Here is a 16,330-nt window from a genome sequence, read left to right on the forward strand (position 1 = left end):
AACCGTTCAAAGAACGCCCATTCCTCGTCCGACATCAGGTCTCGTGCCAAGCTGGTCTCGATCGCAGATACCAGCTTGAATCATGCCCGAACCGCGTTGTGAATCCCTTTTGTCAACACGGCCTAGCCCCGGAATTCTTTACTGGCGGCGACTTTCATGACTTATCCTGTCACCTGGATGTGGTTCGGAAACGGAGCGCAGATCAACGCGACGGCGGGTTCACCGGCGACTGCAGCCGAGGCTGAGTCCATGAACGGTTATACCGCGACCGGCCCAAACCAGATCGAGCCGGTCAGCCTGGTCGGTGGCCTGCGCGTCATCAACACCCCGGAGACCGGGTGGACCACCGCCTATGCGACGACCTACAACCACAACCTGTTCGGTCCCAGCACCTTCACCTATCGGTCCCCTGACGCGGATGCCCAGGTCAGCAGCCAGATCACCGGCTTTCTGCGGGTCGATTACCGGCTGACCTTTCCCGACAACACCACCAGCGACCAGCAGGGCGTGCTGATCCAGATGCGCAATGGCGACATGTTCTTCCGCCCCGCCCTGGATAGCGTGGACGAGTGGTCCGACATCAATGCGCTGTATTCGGTCGAGATCCTGCAGGCCACGCCGCTGCCGGCGAACACCTATGTGGCGCGGATCTCGTTCAATCCGGACATCTTTGATCTGGACATCATCTGCTTTGCCGCCGGCACGATGATCCTGACCGAACAGGGCGACCGCGCGGTCGAGACGCAGCAGGCCGGTGACATGATCTGGACCCGCGACAACGGATTCCAGCCGCTGCGCTGGACCGGGACGCGCGCCCTGGATGCGATCGACCTGGCCGCCAAGCCCAAGCTGCGTCCCGTGCGCATCGAGGCCGGCGCCCTGGGGGCCGATCAGCCCGTGCGTCCGCTGGTCGTGTCGCGCCAGCACCGCATCCTGATCCGCTCGGCCATCGCGCAGCGCATCTTTGGCGCGGCCGAGGTTCTGGCCCCGGCCTGCCAGCTGACCGAACTGTCCGGCATCCGCATCGACGAGGACGTCACCGAGGTCACCTATGTCCACCTGATGTTCGACGACCACCAGGTCATCATGTCGGACGGCGCGCTGACCGAATCGCTGTATCCGGGTGCACAGGCGCTGGAATCGCTTGGCAAGACCGCCCTGGCCGAGATCGACGCCCTGTTCCCTCAACTGCGCGACGCCACCCGCCTGCCGCGCGAGGCGCGCCATCTGGTGCGCGGCCCGCAACTGCGGCGCCTGGTCGAACGCCACGCCCGCAACGAGCGTGCGCTGGTCTCCTGACCGCTGATGGCGGGCTGCGGCGATGCCGCGGCCCGCGTCATGGACTGATGGTGGTGCGGACGGCGGGACTTGAACCCGCACTTCCTGACGGAAAACAGATTTTCGTACCACTTCGACTTTCGCCGCCGGGGCTGGCCCCGTTCGTGGTCTGGACTATCCCTTCGCCATGGCCCGAAGGCGTTAGGCGCCGCCCGTCTAGTCTCTACACCTTCCCCGTCGCCGGGGCTTGGCTCGGGATTGGCAGGGGCGAACCCGTCAGCTTTCCCCGAATTTGAGCGGTTCTGCACCGCCGGTTTCCCGACGGGCACTCCAATTGTCAAAGTCTGCTGCGTCTACCGATTTCGCCACGTCCGCGTCACCATCCCCGTTCCTATCGCAGGCCGCGCCGCGCAGGGCAAGCGGATGAACAATTCATAGCCCTGAAATCAGGAACCCTGACGCCCCCATCCCGTTGAGCGGCAACGCCCATCACAGGAGGACGGCATGTCCCGCATCAGCGACACCCGCGGCAATGGCGGTGAATTGCACCAGACGGGCGGCGACGCCCTGACCACCAATCACGGTGTTCCCCTTTCCGACAACCAGAACAGCCTGCGGGCCGGGGTACGAGGGCCGACCCTGCTGGAGGATTTCGCGCTTCGTGAAAAGATTTTCCACTTTGACCATGAGCGTATTCCGGAGCGCATCGTGCATGCCCGCGGATCGGGGGCGCATGGCTATTTCGAATGCACCGACCCGATCCCCGAACTGACCCGCGCGGGCGTTCTGGCCAAGGCCGGGCGGACCGAAGTCTTCGTGCGCTTCTCGACCGTGGCGGGCGGTGCGGGCAGCGTCGACACGCCGCGCGACGTGCGCGGCTTTGCCGTCAAGTTCTATACCCAGGAGGGCAATTGGGACCTGGTCGGCAACAACATCCCGGTGTTCTTCATCCAGGATGCGATCAAGTTTCCCGACCTGATCCATTCGGTCAAGATGGAGGCCGACAAGGGCTATCCCCAGGCCGCCAGCGCGCATGACACCTTCTGGGATTTCGTGTCGCTGATGCCGGAATCGATGCACATGATCATGTGGGCTATGTCGGACCGCGCCATCCCGCGCAGCCTGCGCATGATCGAGGGCTTCGGTGTCCACACCTTCCGGCTGGTCAATGCCGAGGGCAAGTCGACCTTCGTCAAGTTCCACTGGAAGCCCAAGCTGGGCCTGCAGAGCCAGGTCTGGAACGAGGCGGTCAAGACGGCGGGTGCCAACCAGGACTATCACCGCCAGGACCTGTGGGAGGCCATCGATTCGGGTGATTTCCCAGAATGGGAACTGGGCATCCAGACCTTTGACGCGGAATGGGCGGCCAAGCAGCCCTATGACGTGCTGGACGCCACCAAGCTGATCCCCGAAGAGGATATTCCCGTCCGCATCGTCGGTCGCATGGTTCTGGACCGCAACCCCGACAACTTCTTTGCCGAGACCGAGCAGGTGGCCTTCCTGCCGACGAATGTCGTGCCCGGCATCGACTTTTCGGACGACCCGCTGCTGCAGGGGCGGCTGTTCAGCTATCTGGACACGCAGAAATCGCGTCTGGGGACGACCAATTTCCACCAGATCCCGATCAATGCGCCGAAATGCCCGATGCACAATTTCCAGCGCGACGGGATGATGCAGATGGCCGTGCCCAAGGGCCGCGCCAATTACGAGCCCAACAGCCTGCACGAAGTGGGAGAGGACCCGGGTCCGCGCGCCAGCGAGCAGGGCTTTGCGACCTACAAGGACATGACCGATCTGGGCAACAAGCCCGAGGAGAAGCTGCGCGTGCGGGCCGAGCTGTTCGGGGACCATTACAGCCAGGCGCGCCTGTTCTATCGCAGCCAGACCGAGGTGGAGCAGGGGCATATCGCCGATGCGATCACCTTTGAGCTGTCCAAGGTAGGCTTGGGCCATGTGATCCAGCGCGTTCTGGGCCATCTGCGCGTCATCGACGAGGATCTGGCCGAGACGGTCGCCGAGGGTCTGGCCGAGGATCTGCCCGATGCCGCCAAGCCAATGCGCGAGCCGGTGGACATGGCGCCGTCGGATGCGCTGTCCATCATGAAGCGTGCCAAGCATACGCTGCAGGGCCGCAAGGTCGGCATCCTGATCGGGGATGGCGGCGACATGGACAAGGTCGAGGCGCTGAAGGCCGCGGTCGAGGCCGAGGGGGGCAGCGTGATGCTGATCGCCAAGGAGCGCGGCAAGGCGGAGGCGCAGCTGGCGGGCTCGCCCTCGGTGCTGTTCGATGCGGTGGCGCTGGTGCTGAGTGCCGAGGATGCAGCCAAGATGGCCAAGTTCAAGCCGGCGGTCGATTTCGTCTCGGACGCGTTCGCGCATCTGAAGGCGATCGGGGCGGAGGATGCTTCGGCCAAACTGCTGGCGGCGGCGGGTGTGGTGCCGGATGCCGGGGTCACGAAACTGGACCCCAAGGCCTTTGTCGAGGCGGCGGCGCGGCGGTTCTACGACCGCGAAGCGAAGGTCTGGTAGGCTGGCGCCGGGGGCTTCGCGCCCCCGGACCCCCGCGGGATATTTTTATGAAGAAGAAGGGGCGGGTCCGGTGGGGCCTGCCCCTTATCCGTAGCTGCGGGTGGGGCGGTCGAAGACCTTGCGGCCCATCAGGCTGCCCACCAGATCGACCATCAGCTTGGCCGTGCGTCCGCGTTCGTCGAGGAAGGGGTTCAGCTCGACCAGGTCGAGCGAGGTGACGAGGGCGGATTCGTGCAGCAGCTCCATCACCAGATGCGCCTCGCGGAAGGTCGCGCCGCCGGGGACGGTGGTGCCGACCGCAGGCGCGATGGCGGGGTCGAGGAAATCCACGTCCAGACTGACATGCAGCATGCCGTTCGCGGCCCGCACGCGGTCCAGGAAGGCCCGCAGGGGTGCGACGATGCCCTGTTCGTCCAGCACGCGCATGTCGTTCACGGTGATGTCCGTGGGTTGCATCAGCGCCAGTTCGGCGGGGTCCACGCTGCGGATGCCGAACATGCAGATGTTTTCGCCCGGGATGGGGGCCGGGAAGGGCGGGAAGGGATCGAAGCCGGGCTGGCCGTTCGCATAGGCCATGGGCGTGCCGTGCAGGTTGCCCGAGGTGGTGCTGTCCACCGTGTGGAAATCGCTATGCGCGTCCAGCCAGATCACGAATTGCGGCCGCCCTTGGGTCGCCGCATGGGCCGCCACCCCCGCGACCGTGCCAAGGGCCAGCGAATGGTCGCCGCCCATGATGATCGGCATGCCGTGGGGCAGGGCGGCCTGGGTCGCTTCGCGCAGGGCGTGGGTCCAGGCGATCGTTTCGGGCAGGTGGTGGACGGCCGGATTGGTGCAGGTCTGGTCCCCGGGCGCGGCGGGGGTGACGTCGCCGCGATCCTCGACGCCGTGGCCCAGGGCCGACAGGGTCTGGGCCAGGCCCGCGGTACGATAGGCGGCGGGGCCCATCAGGCAGCCGGGGCGGCGCTGGCCCTCGTCCACGGGGGCTCCGATCAGGATGCAATGGGTCATGGGCTCTCCGGCTTGCGGTTCGGCCCTGTTTGAACACGCCCGGCCGGGGAAAGTCCACCGGCCGGGCGCACTGGGTCAGAAGTTCGAGGTCAGGCCCAGCCACAGGCGGCGGCCTTCGCCTTCGGTGTTGTTGGCGGCCATGGTGATGTCGCGGTCCAGCAGGTTGTAGACTGCGCCGTTCAGCGACACGCGGTCGGTCAGCTGATAATCCGCGCCCAGATCGACTGTCAGATAGGAGCCGTATTCATAGGCGATGGCCGTGCCCGACGCGTCGAAGGCCACGGGGCGGCCATTGGTGCCGATGCGGGCGCCGGCGGCGGTCTCATCGCCGTGGTAGTTCACCGTGCCCCAGGCCCCCAGCCCGTCGATGGGCGTGGTCCAGTCGGCCGTCACGCTGGCCTGATGGCGGGGCGTGCGCTCCAGCGGCAGGCCGGTGAAGGCGCCGGTCCGCTGTTCGCTGTCGGTGAAGCTGTAATTGGCGCGCAGCGTCACATCCGCGGTGGCGTCCCATTCGGCGGTCAGCTCGACCCCCTGCAGACGCGCCTCTCCGATGTTCACCCAGTTCCAGCGGTTGTAGGACTGGCCGCCCACGGTGACGCGGTCGGTGGTCTTGACGCTTTCGATCTTGTTGCGGAAATCGGTGCGGAACAGGGTCGCGCCGACCTGCCATGCGGGTGCGGTATAGAGGGCGGCCAGCTCGTAATTGGTGCTTTCCTCGGGGCTGAGGTCAGGGTTCGACACGATGGCCCCGGCGCCACGTTCGGTCGTGTAGAAATAGCCCGGCACGACCGAGCGCAGGTCGGGGGCGCGGAACCCGGTCGACACGCCGCCCTTGATGGTCAGATCCTGGGACGGGTTCCAGACCGCATAGGCGCGCGGCGTGGTGTTGCGGCCATATTCGGCGTGATCGTTCAGCCGCGCCCCCAGGGTCAGCGCGACATCGTCGCGGAGGCGCCATTCATCCTCGGCAAAGATCGCCCGCTGCGAGGTCGAGAAGGTATAGGTCCGCCCGTCGCCCAGGCCCGGGTTCTGGTCGCGCAGGCCGGTGCGGTTCAGCTGCCCGCCAAAGACGAAGGTGTGGCTGCCCTGCCATTCCAGCGGCGCGGTGAATTTCGCGTCATAGACGGTGTTCGTGACCTTGGGCGCGCGGTCGCCCACGGTCAGGCCCAGGGCGCCGTTGCCGGAGGCGGTGGTGCGCTGGCCGACCTCGCGCAGGACCGACAGATCGGCGGTCACGTCGCCCCATTGCCCGGCATAGGACAGGGCGGCGCGGTCGCGGGTGTTTTCCTGCAGGCTGTCGTTCTGGGGCGTGCCGCGGAAATCGACGGGCGCGATGGTGCGGCCCACGCGGCCCAGATCCTCGATTCGGGTGCGCCCGCCCTCCAGGTGGACGGTGTGATCGGGGTCGGGCGTCCAGCTGAGCCGCGCCGACAGGTCGGTCAGGTCGCGGTCGCGCAGCCCGTCCACGACCTGCGATTCCGACCGGTCGAAGCGGCGGCCCCAGACCTGCAGGCCCAGCTGATCGGCGATCACCGGCCCGCTGCCATAGAAGGACAGCTGGCGCGAGGATGCGTCGTCGCCGTCCTGGGGCACCGTCGCCTCGGCCGTGACCGAGCCGGTCCAGCGGCCGGCCACAGGCTTGGTGATGACGTTGATGACGCCGCCCATCGCGTCGGACCCGTACAGCGACGACATCGGGCCGCGCACGATCTCGATCCGGTCGATGGCGGCGACGGGGGGAATCCAGTTCTGCTCGAACCCGGCGCTGCCATTGGTGCGCGATTCGCGGGTGCCCTGGCGTTTGCCGTCGACCAGGATCAGCGTGTATTGCCCGCCCAGGCCGCGGATGGTGATGTCCTGTTCATTGGCGATGCCGGTCGTGGCCACGCCCTGCACGCCGCGCAGCGCATCCGACAGGGTGGTGATGTTGCGCCGCGCCAGCTCCTCGCCCGAGATGACCGAGATGCTGGCGGGGGCGTCCGCGATGGTCTGTTCGAACCCCGAGGCGGTGATCACCACCTCGTCCAGCAGGACGGGCGCGCGGTCCTGGGCGGCGGCGGGAACGGTCAGCGCGGTCAGCGACAGAAGGACGGCGCGGGCAGAGAGGGTCTTGGGCATCACGGGCTCCGGGAGGGGGAGGGACATGCTGCCTGGGGTCGCGACCAGAGGGAAAAGCCGATTACCTGGGTAATTCAGTCGCCTTTAGGCCGGTGGGCGGACGGGGGCAAGACCTGCGCCCCGCCCCGCCTCATGCGTTGCATTCGTGCAACAATCAGGTGCGGACGCCTTGGAACCGTGCCTCCCATGCGGCGCGGTCCTCGTCGCTGATCTTGGCGAACATGACCTCGGGGACGGTGAAGCCATGGCCCGGCGCCAGCGCCTGCAGGGCCTGCGCCACGTCCGTGGGCCAGTCCGCGCCGTCGGTGCCCATCGCCGCCAGCATGCTGGCCGAGGCGAAGGGGATGAAGGGCTGCGACAGGATCGCGTAGAGGCGGATCAGGTTCAGTCCCATGCGCACCTGCATTGCCGCCTGGTCGGGGTCGGTCTTGAACACCGTCCAGGGCGCGGCCGATTGCAGGTATTCGTTGCCCGACACCCAGATGGCGCGCAGCTCGGACGCGGCCTTGCGGACCTCCATCGCCTCCATGTTGGCCTCATAGGCGCGGATGCGGGTGGTCAGCGTGTCGATCAGGGCCAGTTCGGCGGGACCCCAGGCCGGGCCCTCGGGGACGGTTTCGCCGAATTTCGCGCGGCAGAACTTGGTGATGCGGCTGACGAAGTTGCCCAGCACGTCGGCCAGGTCCTTGTTCACGGATTGCTGGAAATTCTCCCAGGTGAACTCGCTGTCGCCGGATTCGGGGGCGTGGGACAACAGCCACCAGCGCCAGTAATCGGCGGGCAGGATCTCCAGCGCGTGGTCCATGAACACGCCGCGGCCTTGAGACGTGCTGAACTGTCCGCCCTGATAGGTGAGGTAATTGAAGGACTTGATGTAATCGACCATCTTCCACGGCTCGCCCGAACCGATCAAGGTGGCGGGGAAGGACAGGGTATGGAAGGGCACGTTATCCTTGCCCATGAACTGGGTATAGGTCACGTCCTCCGCGCCCTCGTCCAGGCGCCACCAGCGGCGCCAGGCGGCGTCGTCGGCGCCGTTTGCTTCGGCCCATTCGGCGGTCGCGCCGATATATTCGATGGGGGCGTCGAACCAGACGTAGAAGACCTTGCCCTCCATCCCCGGCCAGTCGGCATCGCCGCGTTTCACCGGCACGCCCCAGTCCAGGTCGCGGGTGATGCCGCGGTCCTGCAGACCGTCGCCGTCGTTCAGCCATTTGCGCGCGATGGATGTGGTCAGGATCGGCCAGTCGGCCTTGCCGTCGATCCAGGCGGCGATGTCGCCTTTCAGCGCGGATTGGCGCAGATAGAGGTGCTTCGTCTCGCGCACCTCAAGGTCGGTGGAGCCGCTGATGGCGCTGCGCGGGTTGATCAGGTCGGTCGGGTCCAGCTGCTTGGTGCAGTTCTCGCACTGGTCACCGCGGGCCTTGTCATAGCCGCAATTGGGGCAGGTGCCCTCGATGTAGCGGTCGGGGAGAAAGCGGTTGTCGGCATGGGAATAGACCTGCTTTTCAACGACTTCGCGGATATAGCCCTGATCGGCCAGGCGGCCCGCGAAATGCTGGGTCAGGCGACGGTTCTGGTCGCTGGAAGAGCGCCCGTAATGGTCGAAGGACAGCCCGAACCCCTGCGCCAAGGCGGTCTGGACGCTGTGCATCCGGGCGCAGTAATCGGCCACGGCCTCGCCGGTCTTGGCGGCGGCCAGTTCGGCCGGGGTGCCGTGCTCGTCGGTGGCGCAGATGAACATCACCTCGTGGCCGCGCGCGCGCAGATAGCGGGCATAGAGATCCGCCGGCAGCTGGGAGCCGACAAGGTTCCCCAGATGCTTGATGCCGTTGATATAGGGCAGGGCAGAGGTGATCAGGTGGCGGGCCATGGTGCGTCCTTTCGGGGTCGCGTCTCTCTAGCCCTGTTGCGCGGTGTTGAAAAGTGCGGCGCGCGTTGCAGGGGCGGTGCGCGCAACACCGCCGTGGGGGCGGGGCGGGGGGCGCGTTGAAATCGCCCGGAAATCCGCCGCACAGGGCGGGCACCGGACAGGCACAGCGCGTGCACAGCCTGTACACCGCTTGCGGGCGTTGCGGTCATGGATCGTTCAGGATCGCCGCAGCCCGGACAGGAAACAGGGCCGCCTGTCGGGGCGGCCCTGGATCGGAGGGGTTGGGTGGAGGGGGTCAGCGGCGGCGGTCGCGGCGGCTGCTCATCGGTTGGAAGGCCACGCCCACATGCGCCTCGCAATAGGGTTTGCCCGCGACCGAGGGCAGGCCGCAGAACCAGAATTTCTCGGTCGCCGGATCGCCGATGGGCCATTTGCAGGTCCGCTCGGTCAGCTCCATCAGGGTCAGCTTCTTCGCGCGCTTTTCGACTTCGCGGACCGAGGCCAGGGCCTCGGGGGAAATCTCGTTGGCCGAGGGCTGGGGCGGCAGGGGCTGGCCCGCGGGCACGATCGGGCGGCGCGGCACCGGCACGAAGGCGGGCTGCGTGGCGGGTTCCGCCTCGGGCTCGGGCTGGGCCGGGGCTGCGGCGACGGGTTCGGGGCGCGGCGGGGCGGCGGGCGCAGGTGCGGGACGCACGGCTGCGGCGGGCTTGACCTCGGGTGCCGGGGCGGGGGCGGGTTCGGGGGCCGGGGCGGGCGCGGCCTCTGCCTCGTCATTGCGGTTCGACAGGCCAAGGCGGTGGACCTTGCCGATCACGGCGTTCCGGGTGACGCCGCCCAGCTCCTTGGCGATGGCGCTGGCGGACTGGCCCTCGGACCACATGCGTTTCAGTGTCTCGACGCGATCATCCGTCCAGGACATGGCAGCCTTTCCGGGCGGATCTGACCTGCCGCCCCATCTTGTAACCTGCGATTGGTCCCGTCACAAACGGGATGCCGAGATTTAGCCGCCAAGCGCCAGAAATTCAAGGACCGCCACATGACAGCCCCGACGAAGTTTGACCCGCAGGCCCCCTCCGCCGCCCCGGCCATGGGCGTGCGCCGCTTTGGCAGGGTCAACTGGCTGGGCCTGCGGACCCTGGCGCGGCGCGAGGTGATGCGTTTCATGGCGGTCTGGCAGCAGACGATATTCGCGCCGCTGATGACGGCGGGGCTGTTCGTGATGATCTTTTCCCTGGCGCTGGGCCAGGGGCGGGGTCAGGTCATGGGCCTGCCCTATCTGGTGTTCCTGGGGCCGGGCATCCTGATGATGACGGTGATCCAGAACGCCTTCGCCAACACCTCCAGCTCGATCACCGCGGCCAAGGTGCAGGGCAACATCATCGACACGCTGATGCCGCCTCTGTCCGCCGGAGAGCTGCTGGCGGGCTATCTGGCCGGGTCGGTGGTGCGCGCGGGGCTGGTCGCGGTGGTGATCGGCACGGGCATGGTGTTGGTCACCGGGCGTGGCATCGCGCATCCGGGCTGGACGGTGCTGTTCATCCTGCTGGCGGCGCTGATGCTGGGGGGCTTGGGCATCCTGGCCGGGATCATGGCGCAGAAATTCGACCAGATGGCGGCGATCACCAATTTCGTCATCACGCCGCTGTCGTTCCTGTCGGGCACCTTCTATTCGGTGCAGGCCCTGCCTGAGCCGTTCAACACGCTGTCGCACTGGAACCCGATTTTTTACCTGATCGACGGGGCGCGATACGGGGTCACCGGGGTCAGCGACGCGCCCGCCTGGCGCGGGGCGCTGATCTGCGCGGGCGTCGTGGCGGCGGTGCTGTGGCTGGCCTGGCGCTGGCTGAAGACGGGATACCGGATGAAGCCCTGAGGCCGTTCAGGCGCCGAGCGGCCGGGTAGCACCACCCCGCTGGCGGTCGCGCCAGACCAGCAGCCCCGCGCCCGAGACCAGCACCGCGGCCCCCGCGATGCTGACCGCATCGGGCAGCACGCCAAAGATCCACAGGTCGAACCCCGCCGCCCAGACCAGCGTCAGGTAGAAGAACGGGGCCACGAAGCTGGCATCCGACTGTCGCATCGCCGCCAGGTTCAGCGCCTGACCCATGGCCATCAGCAGCCCGATGGCCGCCAGCGCCGCCCATTGCGCCGCATTGGGCGTCGCCCAGACCAACAGGGCGGCGGTGGCGGCGATCGCCGTGCCCATCGTATTGTTGACCAGCAGGATCTGCAGCGGCGCCTCGCGCCGGGTCAGGCGCTTGATGAAGATCGCCTCCAGCCCCATGGCGCAGGCGGCGCCCAGGGCCAGCGCCGCGGCGGGCTGCAGCGCGTCGCCCGGGCGCAGCAGGATCGCCGCGCCGACCATCGCGATGGCGGCCGCGGTCCAGCGCACCGGGCCGACGCGTTCCCCCAGCAGCGGAATGGCCAGCAGCATGGTGAAGACCGGCGACAGAAAGCTGATCGCCGTCGCATCGGGCAGAGGCATGCGCGCGACGGCCGCGAACATCAGCGTGATGCCACCCCATCCGCACAGCGTCCGGGCCAGATGCGTGGACCAGCGCGGCCGCGTCAGCCGGGGCCGCATCAGCGCCACAACCGCCGTGATCCCCGCCAGCGCAAAGGCAAAGCGCCCCAGGCTGACCATCAACGGCGGCAGCGCCGGCCCCAGGGCGCCCGTGCCGATGGCCTTGGCCAGAAGCGAGGTCGCCGCGAACAGCGCCGTCGCCGCCACCATGAAGGCCACCGTGCGGCCGCGATGTTCACCGGATGTTTCCATGCCGGTTTCTTGCACATCGTGAAAGGACGCGTCCAGACGGTTTTCGCGCTTGCGCAGAGGGGCAAAGCTGCGCATCCTGCCCGCCATGAGCAAGCGACGCGCCCGTTCCATCCGACGCTGATGCGACCTGACCGGTCCGCATCCTGTTCGCCTGCCCGCCCCCCCTCCCATCGCTGCAAAGGCCAGATCCATGATCCCGCATGTCCTGCCGACCTATAACCGTGCGCCCCTTGCCTTTGAACGCGGCGAGGGCTCTTGGGCCGTCACCGCCGACGGGACGCGCTATCTGGATCTGGGCGCGGGCATTGCCGTCAATGTGCTGGGCCACGCCAACCCCGACCTGGTCGCTGCGCTGACCGAGCAGGCGGGGCGGATCTGGCATGTGTCGAACCTCTATCAGATCCCCGAACAAGAGCGGCTGGCCGACCTGCTGGTCGAGCACACCTTTGCCGACACGGTGTTCTTCACCAATTCCGGCACCGAGGCCGCCGAGCTGGCCATCAAGATGGTCCGCAAGCATTGGGACCATGCCGGCGACCCCGAGCGGATCGAGATCGTGACCTTTGGCGGGGCCTTCCACGGGCGGTCCACCGGGGCGATCGCGGCGGCGGGATCGGACAAGATGACCAAGGGCTTCGGCCCGCTGATGCCGGGGTTCCGCACGCTGCCCTTTGGCGATCACGCGGCGCTGGAGGCCGCGGTCACCGACCGCACCGCCGCGATCATGGTCGAGCCGGTGCAGGGCGAGGGGGGCATCCGCGTGCTGCCCGACGCCTGCCTCAAGGGGCTGCGCGATCTGTGCGACCGGACCGGCGCGCTGCTGGTCCTGGACGAGGTGCAATGCGGCATGGGCCGCACGGGCCGCCTGTTCGCGCACGAACATGCAGGCATCGCGCCCGACATCATGATGGTCGCCAAGGGCATCGGCGGCGGCTTTCCCCTGGGCGCGGTGCTGGCGACCGAAGCTGCGGCGGCGGGCATGGTCGCGGGCACGCATGGCTCGACCTATGGCGGCAACCCGCTGGCCTGCGCGGTGGGCGCGCGCGTGATGCAGATCGTGGCCGATCCGGCTTTCCTGGCCGAGGTCAACCGCAAGGCCGCCCTGTTCCGCCAGAGGCTGGAGGGGCTGGTCGCGGGCCACCCGGACGTTTTTGAATCGGTGCGCGGCCAGGGGCTGATGCTGGGCCTGAAATGCCGCGTGGCGCCGGTCGATCTGGTCCGCGCCGCCTATGATCAGCACCTGCTGACCGTGCCCGCCGCCGATGACACGCTGCGCCTGCTGCCGCCGCTGAACATCACTGACGAAGACATCGCCGAGGCCGTGGCCCGCCTGGACCGCGCCGCCGCCAGCCTGGCCGCCTGAGCGCTTCTTCTTCATGCAAATATCCCGGGGGGGCCGCGCGTCAGCGCGGTGGGGGCAGCGCCCCCTTGACCCGGGCGGCGGCACAGGGCTTGCTGCGATAAATCGCTGAAAGACAGACAGATGACCCATTTCCTGGATATCCACACCACCGATCCTGCCGCGCTGCGCAGCATCATCGACAATGCCCATGCGATGAAGGCCGCCCGCAACGGGCGACCCAAGGGCACCCCGGATGACGACCAGCCGCTGGCCGGGCGCATGGTGGCGCTGATCTTTGAAAAGCCCTCGACCCGCACGCGGGTCAGCTTTGACGTGGGCGTGCGGCAGATGGGCGGGCAGACGATGATCCTGTCGGGATCGGAAATGCAGCTGGGCCACGGAGAGACCATCGCCGACACGGCGCGCGTCCTGTCGCGCTATGTCGATCTGATCATGATCCGCACCTTTGAGGAGGCGACCCTGCACGAGATGGCGGAATATGCCAGCGTGCCGGTCATCAACGGGCTGACCAACCGCACCCATCCCTGCCAGATCATGGCCGATGTGATGACCTTCGAGGAGCATCGCGGCCCGATCGCGGATCGCAAGGTGGTCTGGTCGGGCGACGGCAACAACGTCTTTGCCAGCTTTGCCCATGCGGCGGGGCAGTTCGGCTTCGATCTGACCTTCACCGGCCCGCCGCCCCTGGACCCCGAGCGCGAATGGCTGGACTGGGCCGCGGCGCAGGGGCGCCCGGTCACCATCGAGCGCGATCCGAACAAGGCCGTGATTGGCGCCGATCTTGTCGTGACCGACACCTGGGTCAGCATGCATGACCCGCAATCCGCCAAGGAGCGGCGGCACAACCAGCTGCGCGGCTATCAGATCAACGAGGCGCTGATGGCGCGGGCCAAGCCCGATGCGCTGTTCATGCATTGCCTGCCTGCGCATCGCGAGGATGAGGTGACCAGCGCGGTCATGGACGGTCCGGCCTCGGTCATCTGGGACGAGGCCGAGAACCGGCTGCATGCGCAAAAGGCGATCATGCGCCATTGCCTGGGCCTGTGAGCCGACCTGCCCGTGAGCCGACCTGATTGACGGGTGGCTGTCGCCACCCGACGCCATGAGAAAAGGCCGCCCCCTTCGGGGCGGCCTTTCCGGTCTGGGGGGCGTGACTTAGCCGATGGCGGCGGCGCGGGTCTCGTCGTCGATGGCGTCCAGGTATTGGGCAAAGTTGTCGCAGAACATCTGCACCAGCTTTTTTGCCTGCGCGTCATAGGCCGCCGGGTCCGCCCAGGTCTGGCGCGGGTCCAGCAGCGTGTCGCTGACCCCCGGGACGCTGACCGGCACGTCGAAGCCGAAATTCGGGTCGCGACGGAATTGCGCGTCGTTCAGGCTGCCGTCCATCGCGGCGGCCAGCAGGGCGCGGGTCGCCGCGATGGGCATGCGCTTGCCCGTGCCGAAGGCGCCGCCGGTCCAGCCGGTGTTCACCAGCCAGCACGAGGCGCCGTGCTGGGCGATCTTTTCCTGCAGCAGCTTGCCATAGACCTCGGGGCGGCGGGGCATGAAGGGCGCGCCGAAGCAGGTCGAGAAGGTGGGCACGGGTTCGGTCACGCCGACCTCGGTTCCCGGCGTCTTGGAGGTGAAGCCCGACAGGAAGTGATACATCGCCTGCGCCGGCGTCAGCCGCGCGATGGGCGGCAGCACGCCATAGGCGTCGCAGGTCAGCATGATCACGTTTTTCGGGTGCCCGCCCAGGCTGGTGGGAGATGCGTTGCCGATCGCCTCCAACGGGTAGGCGCAGCGCATGTTGTCGGTGATGGAATTGTCCTGGAAATCCAGCGCCAGCGTGTCGGGGTCAAAGACCATGTTCTCGATCACGGTGGCAAAGCGGGTGGTGGTGGCGTGGATCTCGGGCTCGGCCTCGGCCGAGAGGTTGATGGTCTTGGCGTAGCAGCCGCCCTCGAAGTTGAAGATGCCTGTGTCGGACCAGCCATGTTCATCGTCGCCGATCAGCACGCGCGACGGGTCGGCGGACAGGGTCGTCTTGCCGGTGCCCGAGAGGCCGAAGAACACCGCCGCGTCGTCGGGATTGCCCGGCGCGTGGTTGGCGCTGCAATGCATCGGCATGATGCCCTTGGCGGGCAGCAGGTAGTTCAGCAGGGTGAAGACCGATTTCTTGTTCTCACCCGCATAGGCGGTGCCGCCGATCAGGATCAGCTTGGCGTCGAAATTCATCGCGATCACCGTGCCGCTGCGGCAGCCGTGGCGCGCCGGGTCGGCGGTGAAGCCGGGGCAGTTGATGATGGTGAATTCGGGCACGAAGCCGGCCAGTTCGGACGGGTCGGGGCGGCGCAGCAGGTGGCGGATGAACAGGCCGTGCCAGGCCAGCTCGGTCACCACGCGGACGTCCAGGCGGTTGTCGGCATCCGCGCCCGCAAACAGGTCCTGCACGAAGTAGTCGCGCCCCTTCATATGCGCCAGCATGTCGGCATGCAGGCGGTCAAAGGCTGCGGGGTCCATCGGCTTGTTGTTGTCCCACCAGATCGTGTCTTCGACCGAGGGGGTGCGGACCACGAACTTGTCCTTGGGCGAGCGGCCGGTATGCGCGCCGGTGGACACGAGGAACGTGCCGCCCTGGCCCAGCTGGCCTTCGCCGCGGGCGACGGCCTGGGTCATCAGGGCGGCTTCGGTCAGGTTGTAATGGACCTGGCCCAGCCCGGTGATGCCTTGATCGTCCAGGCGGCAGTCGGGATTTGCGCGCGTCGTCATGTCCGTGGCTCCGTGGTGTGTGCGGTGGCGGCCCGCGGCGGCGGGCGTTGTCCGGGCTATAACACGGCGGATTCGGGCCGAAACAAGTCAGCGCAAACAGTGAGCGGTAACATTGGATGTTATCGCCAACATGGCAAAAATGAGGCGGGGCAGTGTGCCGGTGGACAGAATCTTAACCGGTTTCGGGGCAGGATGAGGGGGGAGGTGATTCGAATGATCCAGCTGCATGCGACGACCGTGGCCCTGGACGGGCGGGGTGTGATCATCCTGGGGCCGTCGGGTGCGGGCAAGTCGACGCTGGCCCTGCAGCTGATGGCCGTGGGGGCACGGCTGGTGGCCGACGACCGCACCGACCTGCGCCTGTCGGCGGGCCGGCTGATGGCGCAGGCGCCCCAGCCCCTGCTGGGGCGGATCGAGGCGCGGGGCGTGGGCATCCTCTGGGCAGAGCCGTCGCCGCCGGTCCCGGTGGCGCTGGCCTGTGACTTGGGCGCGCCCGAGGCCGAACGTTTGCCGCAGGAGCGGTATCAGGATTGGCTGGGGGTCCGGGTTTCGCTTGTGTCCGGGCCCTATCGCCCCCATCTTTATGCTGCGATGCGGCAGCTGATGCTGGGGCGACGTCTGGCATGACGACCGC

The 16,330-nt window shown here is 67.5% G+C and carries 12 protein-coding genes; 6 read left to right on the plus strand and 6 right to left on the minus strand.

The genetic code is table 11. The features are described 5' to 3' along the window. Positions 1-249: 249 nt before the first annotated feature. Both FA740_RS16510 and FA740_RS16515 read left to right on the plus strand, forming a co-directional pair. Positions 250-1,299, plus strand: coding sequence for a Hint domain-containing protein (locus FA740_RS16510; RefSeq protein ID WP_246053688.1), 1,050 nt, complete (start codon positions 250-252; stop codon positions 1,297-1,299). Between the two features lie 483 nt (positions 1,300-1,782). Continuing rightward, complete coding sequence (locus tag FA740_RS16515) at positions 1,783-3,807, plus strand: catalase (protein WP_136857908.1); 2,025 nt, start codon at positions 1,783-1,785, stop codon at positions 3,805-3,807. An 84-nt stretch (positions 3,808-3,891) separates the two neighbouring features. Here the strand turns inward: FA740_RS16515 and rocF are convergent, their stop codons facing one another. The 4 genes from rocF to FA740_RS16535 all read right to left on the minus strand — a co-directional run bounded on the left by rocF (position 3,892) and on the right by FA740_RS16535 (position 9,725). Beyond that, positions 3,892-4,815 carry an arginase gene (rocF, locus tag FA740_RS16520; RefSeq protein ID WP_136857909.1) on the minus strand — a complete coding sequence of 308 codons (924 nt, stop codon included), beginning with the start codon at positions 4,813-4,815 and terminating at the stop codon, positions 3,892-3,894. A 75-nt stretch (positions 4,816-4,890) separates the two neighbouring features. After that, complete coding sequence (locus FA740_RS16525; RefSeq protein ID WP_169306341.1) at positions 4,891-6,933, minus strand: TonB-dependent receptor domain-containing protein; 2,043 nt, start codon at positions 6,931-6,933, stop codon at positions 4,891-4,893. Between the two features lie 154 nt (positions 6,934-7,087). Then, positions 7,088-8,806 carry a methionine--tRNA ligase gene (metG, locus tag FA740_RS16530; RefSeq protein WP_136857910.1) on the minus strand — a complete coding sequence of 573 codons (1,719 nt, stop codon included), beginning with the start codon at positions 8,804-8,806 and terminating at the stop codon, positions 7,088-7,090. 295 nt (positions 8,807-9,101) lie between these two features. Continuing rightward, on the minus strand, positions 9,102-9,725 hold the full coding sequence (locus FA740_RS16535; protein ID WP_136857911.1) for a GcrA family cell cycle regulator: 624 nt from the start codon (positions 9,723-9,725) through the stop codon (positions 9,102-9,104). Between the two features lie 117 nt (positions 9,726-9,842). Here FA740_RS16535 and FA740_RS16540 point away from each other — a divergent pair, with 117 nt between their 5' ends. Further along, positions 9,843-10,679, plus strand: coding sequence for an ABC transporter permease (locus FA740_RS16540; protein ID WP_246053689.1), 837 nt, complete (start codon positions 9,843-9,845; stop codon positions 10,677-10,679). 6 nt (positions 10,680-10,685) lie between these two features. On the opposite strand, the gene FA740_RS16545 is transcribed toward FA740_RS16540, so the two are convergent. Next, positions 10,686-11,657: a DMT family transporter gene (locus FA740_RS16545; RefSeq protein ID WP_338119678.1), complete on the minus strand. Its 972-nt coding sequence runs from the start codon at positions 11,655-11,657 to the stop codon at positions 10,686-10,688. A 115-nt stretch (positions 11,658-11,772) separates the two neighbouring features. Here FA740_RS16545 and FA740_RS16550 point away from each other — a divergent pair, with 115 nt between their 5' ends. After that, positions 11,773-12,945: an aspartate aminotransferase family protein gene (locus FA740_RS16550; RefSeq protein ID WP_136857912.1), complete on the plus strand. Its 1,173-nt coding sequence runs from the start codon at positions 11,773-11,775 to the stop codon at positions 12,943-12,945. Positions 12,946-13,065: 120 nt separating this feature from the next. Beyond that, positions 13,066-13,992: an ornithine carbamoyltransferase gene (argF, locus tag FA740_RS16555; RefSeq protein WP_136857913.1), complete on the plus strand. Its 927-nt coding sequence runs from the start codon at positions 13,066-13,068 to the stop codon at positions 13,990-13,992. A gap of 108 nt (positions 13,993-14,100) precedes the next feature. Here argF and FA740_RS16560 read toward each other — a convergent pair whose 3' ends face one another. Next, positions 14,101-15,696, minus strand: a complete 1,596-nt coding sequence (locus FA740_RS16560) for a phosphoenolpyruvate carboxykinase (RefSeq protein WP_136857914.1) — start codon at positions 15,694-15,696, stop codon at positions 14,101-14,103. A 213-nt stretch (positions 15,697-15,909) separates the two neighbouring features. Between FA740_RS16560 and FA740_RS16565 the strand changes: the two genes are divergently transcribed. Beyond that, positions 15,910-16,323: an HPr kinase/phosphorylase gene (locus tag FA740_RS16565; protein ID WP_169306342.1), complete on the plus strand. Its 414-nt coding sequence runs from the start codon at positions 15,910-15,912 to the stop codon at positions 16,321-16,323. Positions 16,324-16,330 lie beyond the last annotated feature (7 nt).

The organism is Paracoccus hibiscisoli (genome assembly GCF_005048265.1).
Classification (GTDB): Bacteria; Pseudomonadota; Alphaproteobacteria; order Rhodobacterales; family Rhodobacteraceae; genus Paracoccus; species Paracoccus hibiscisoli.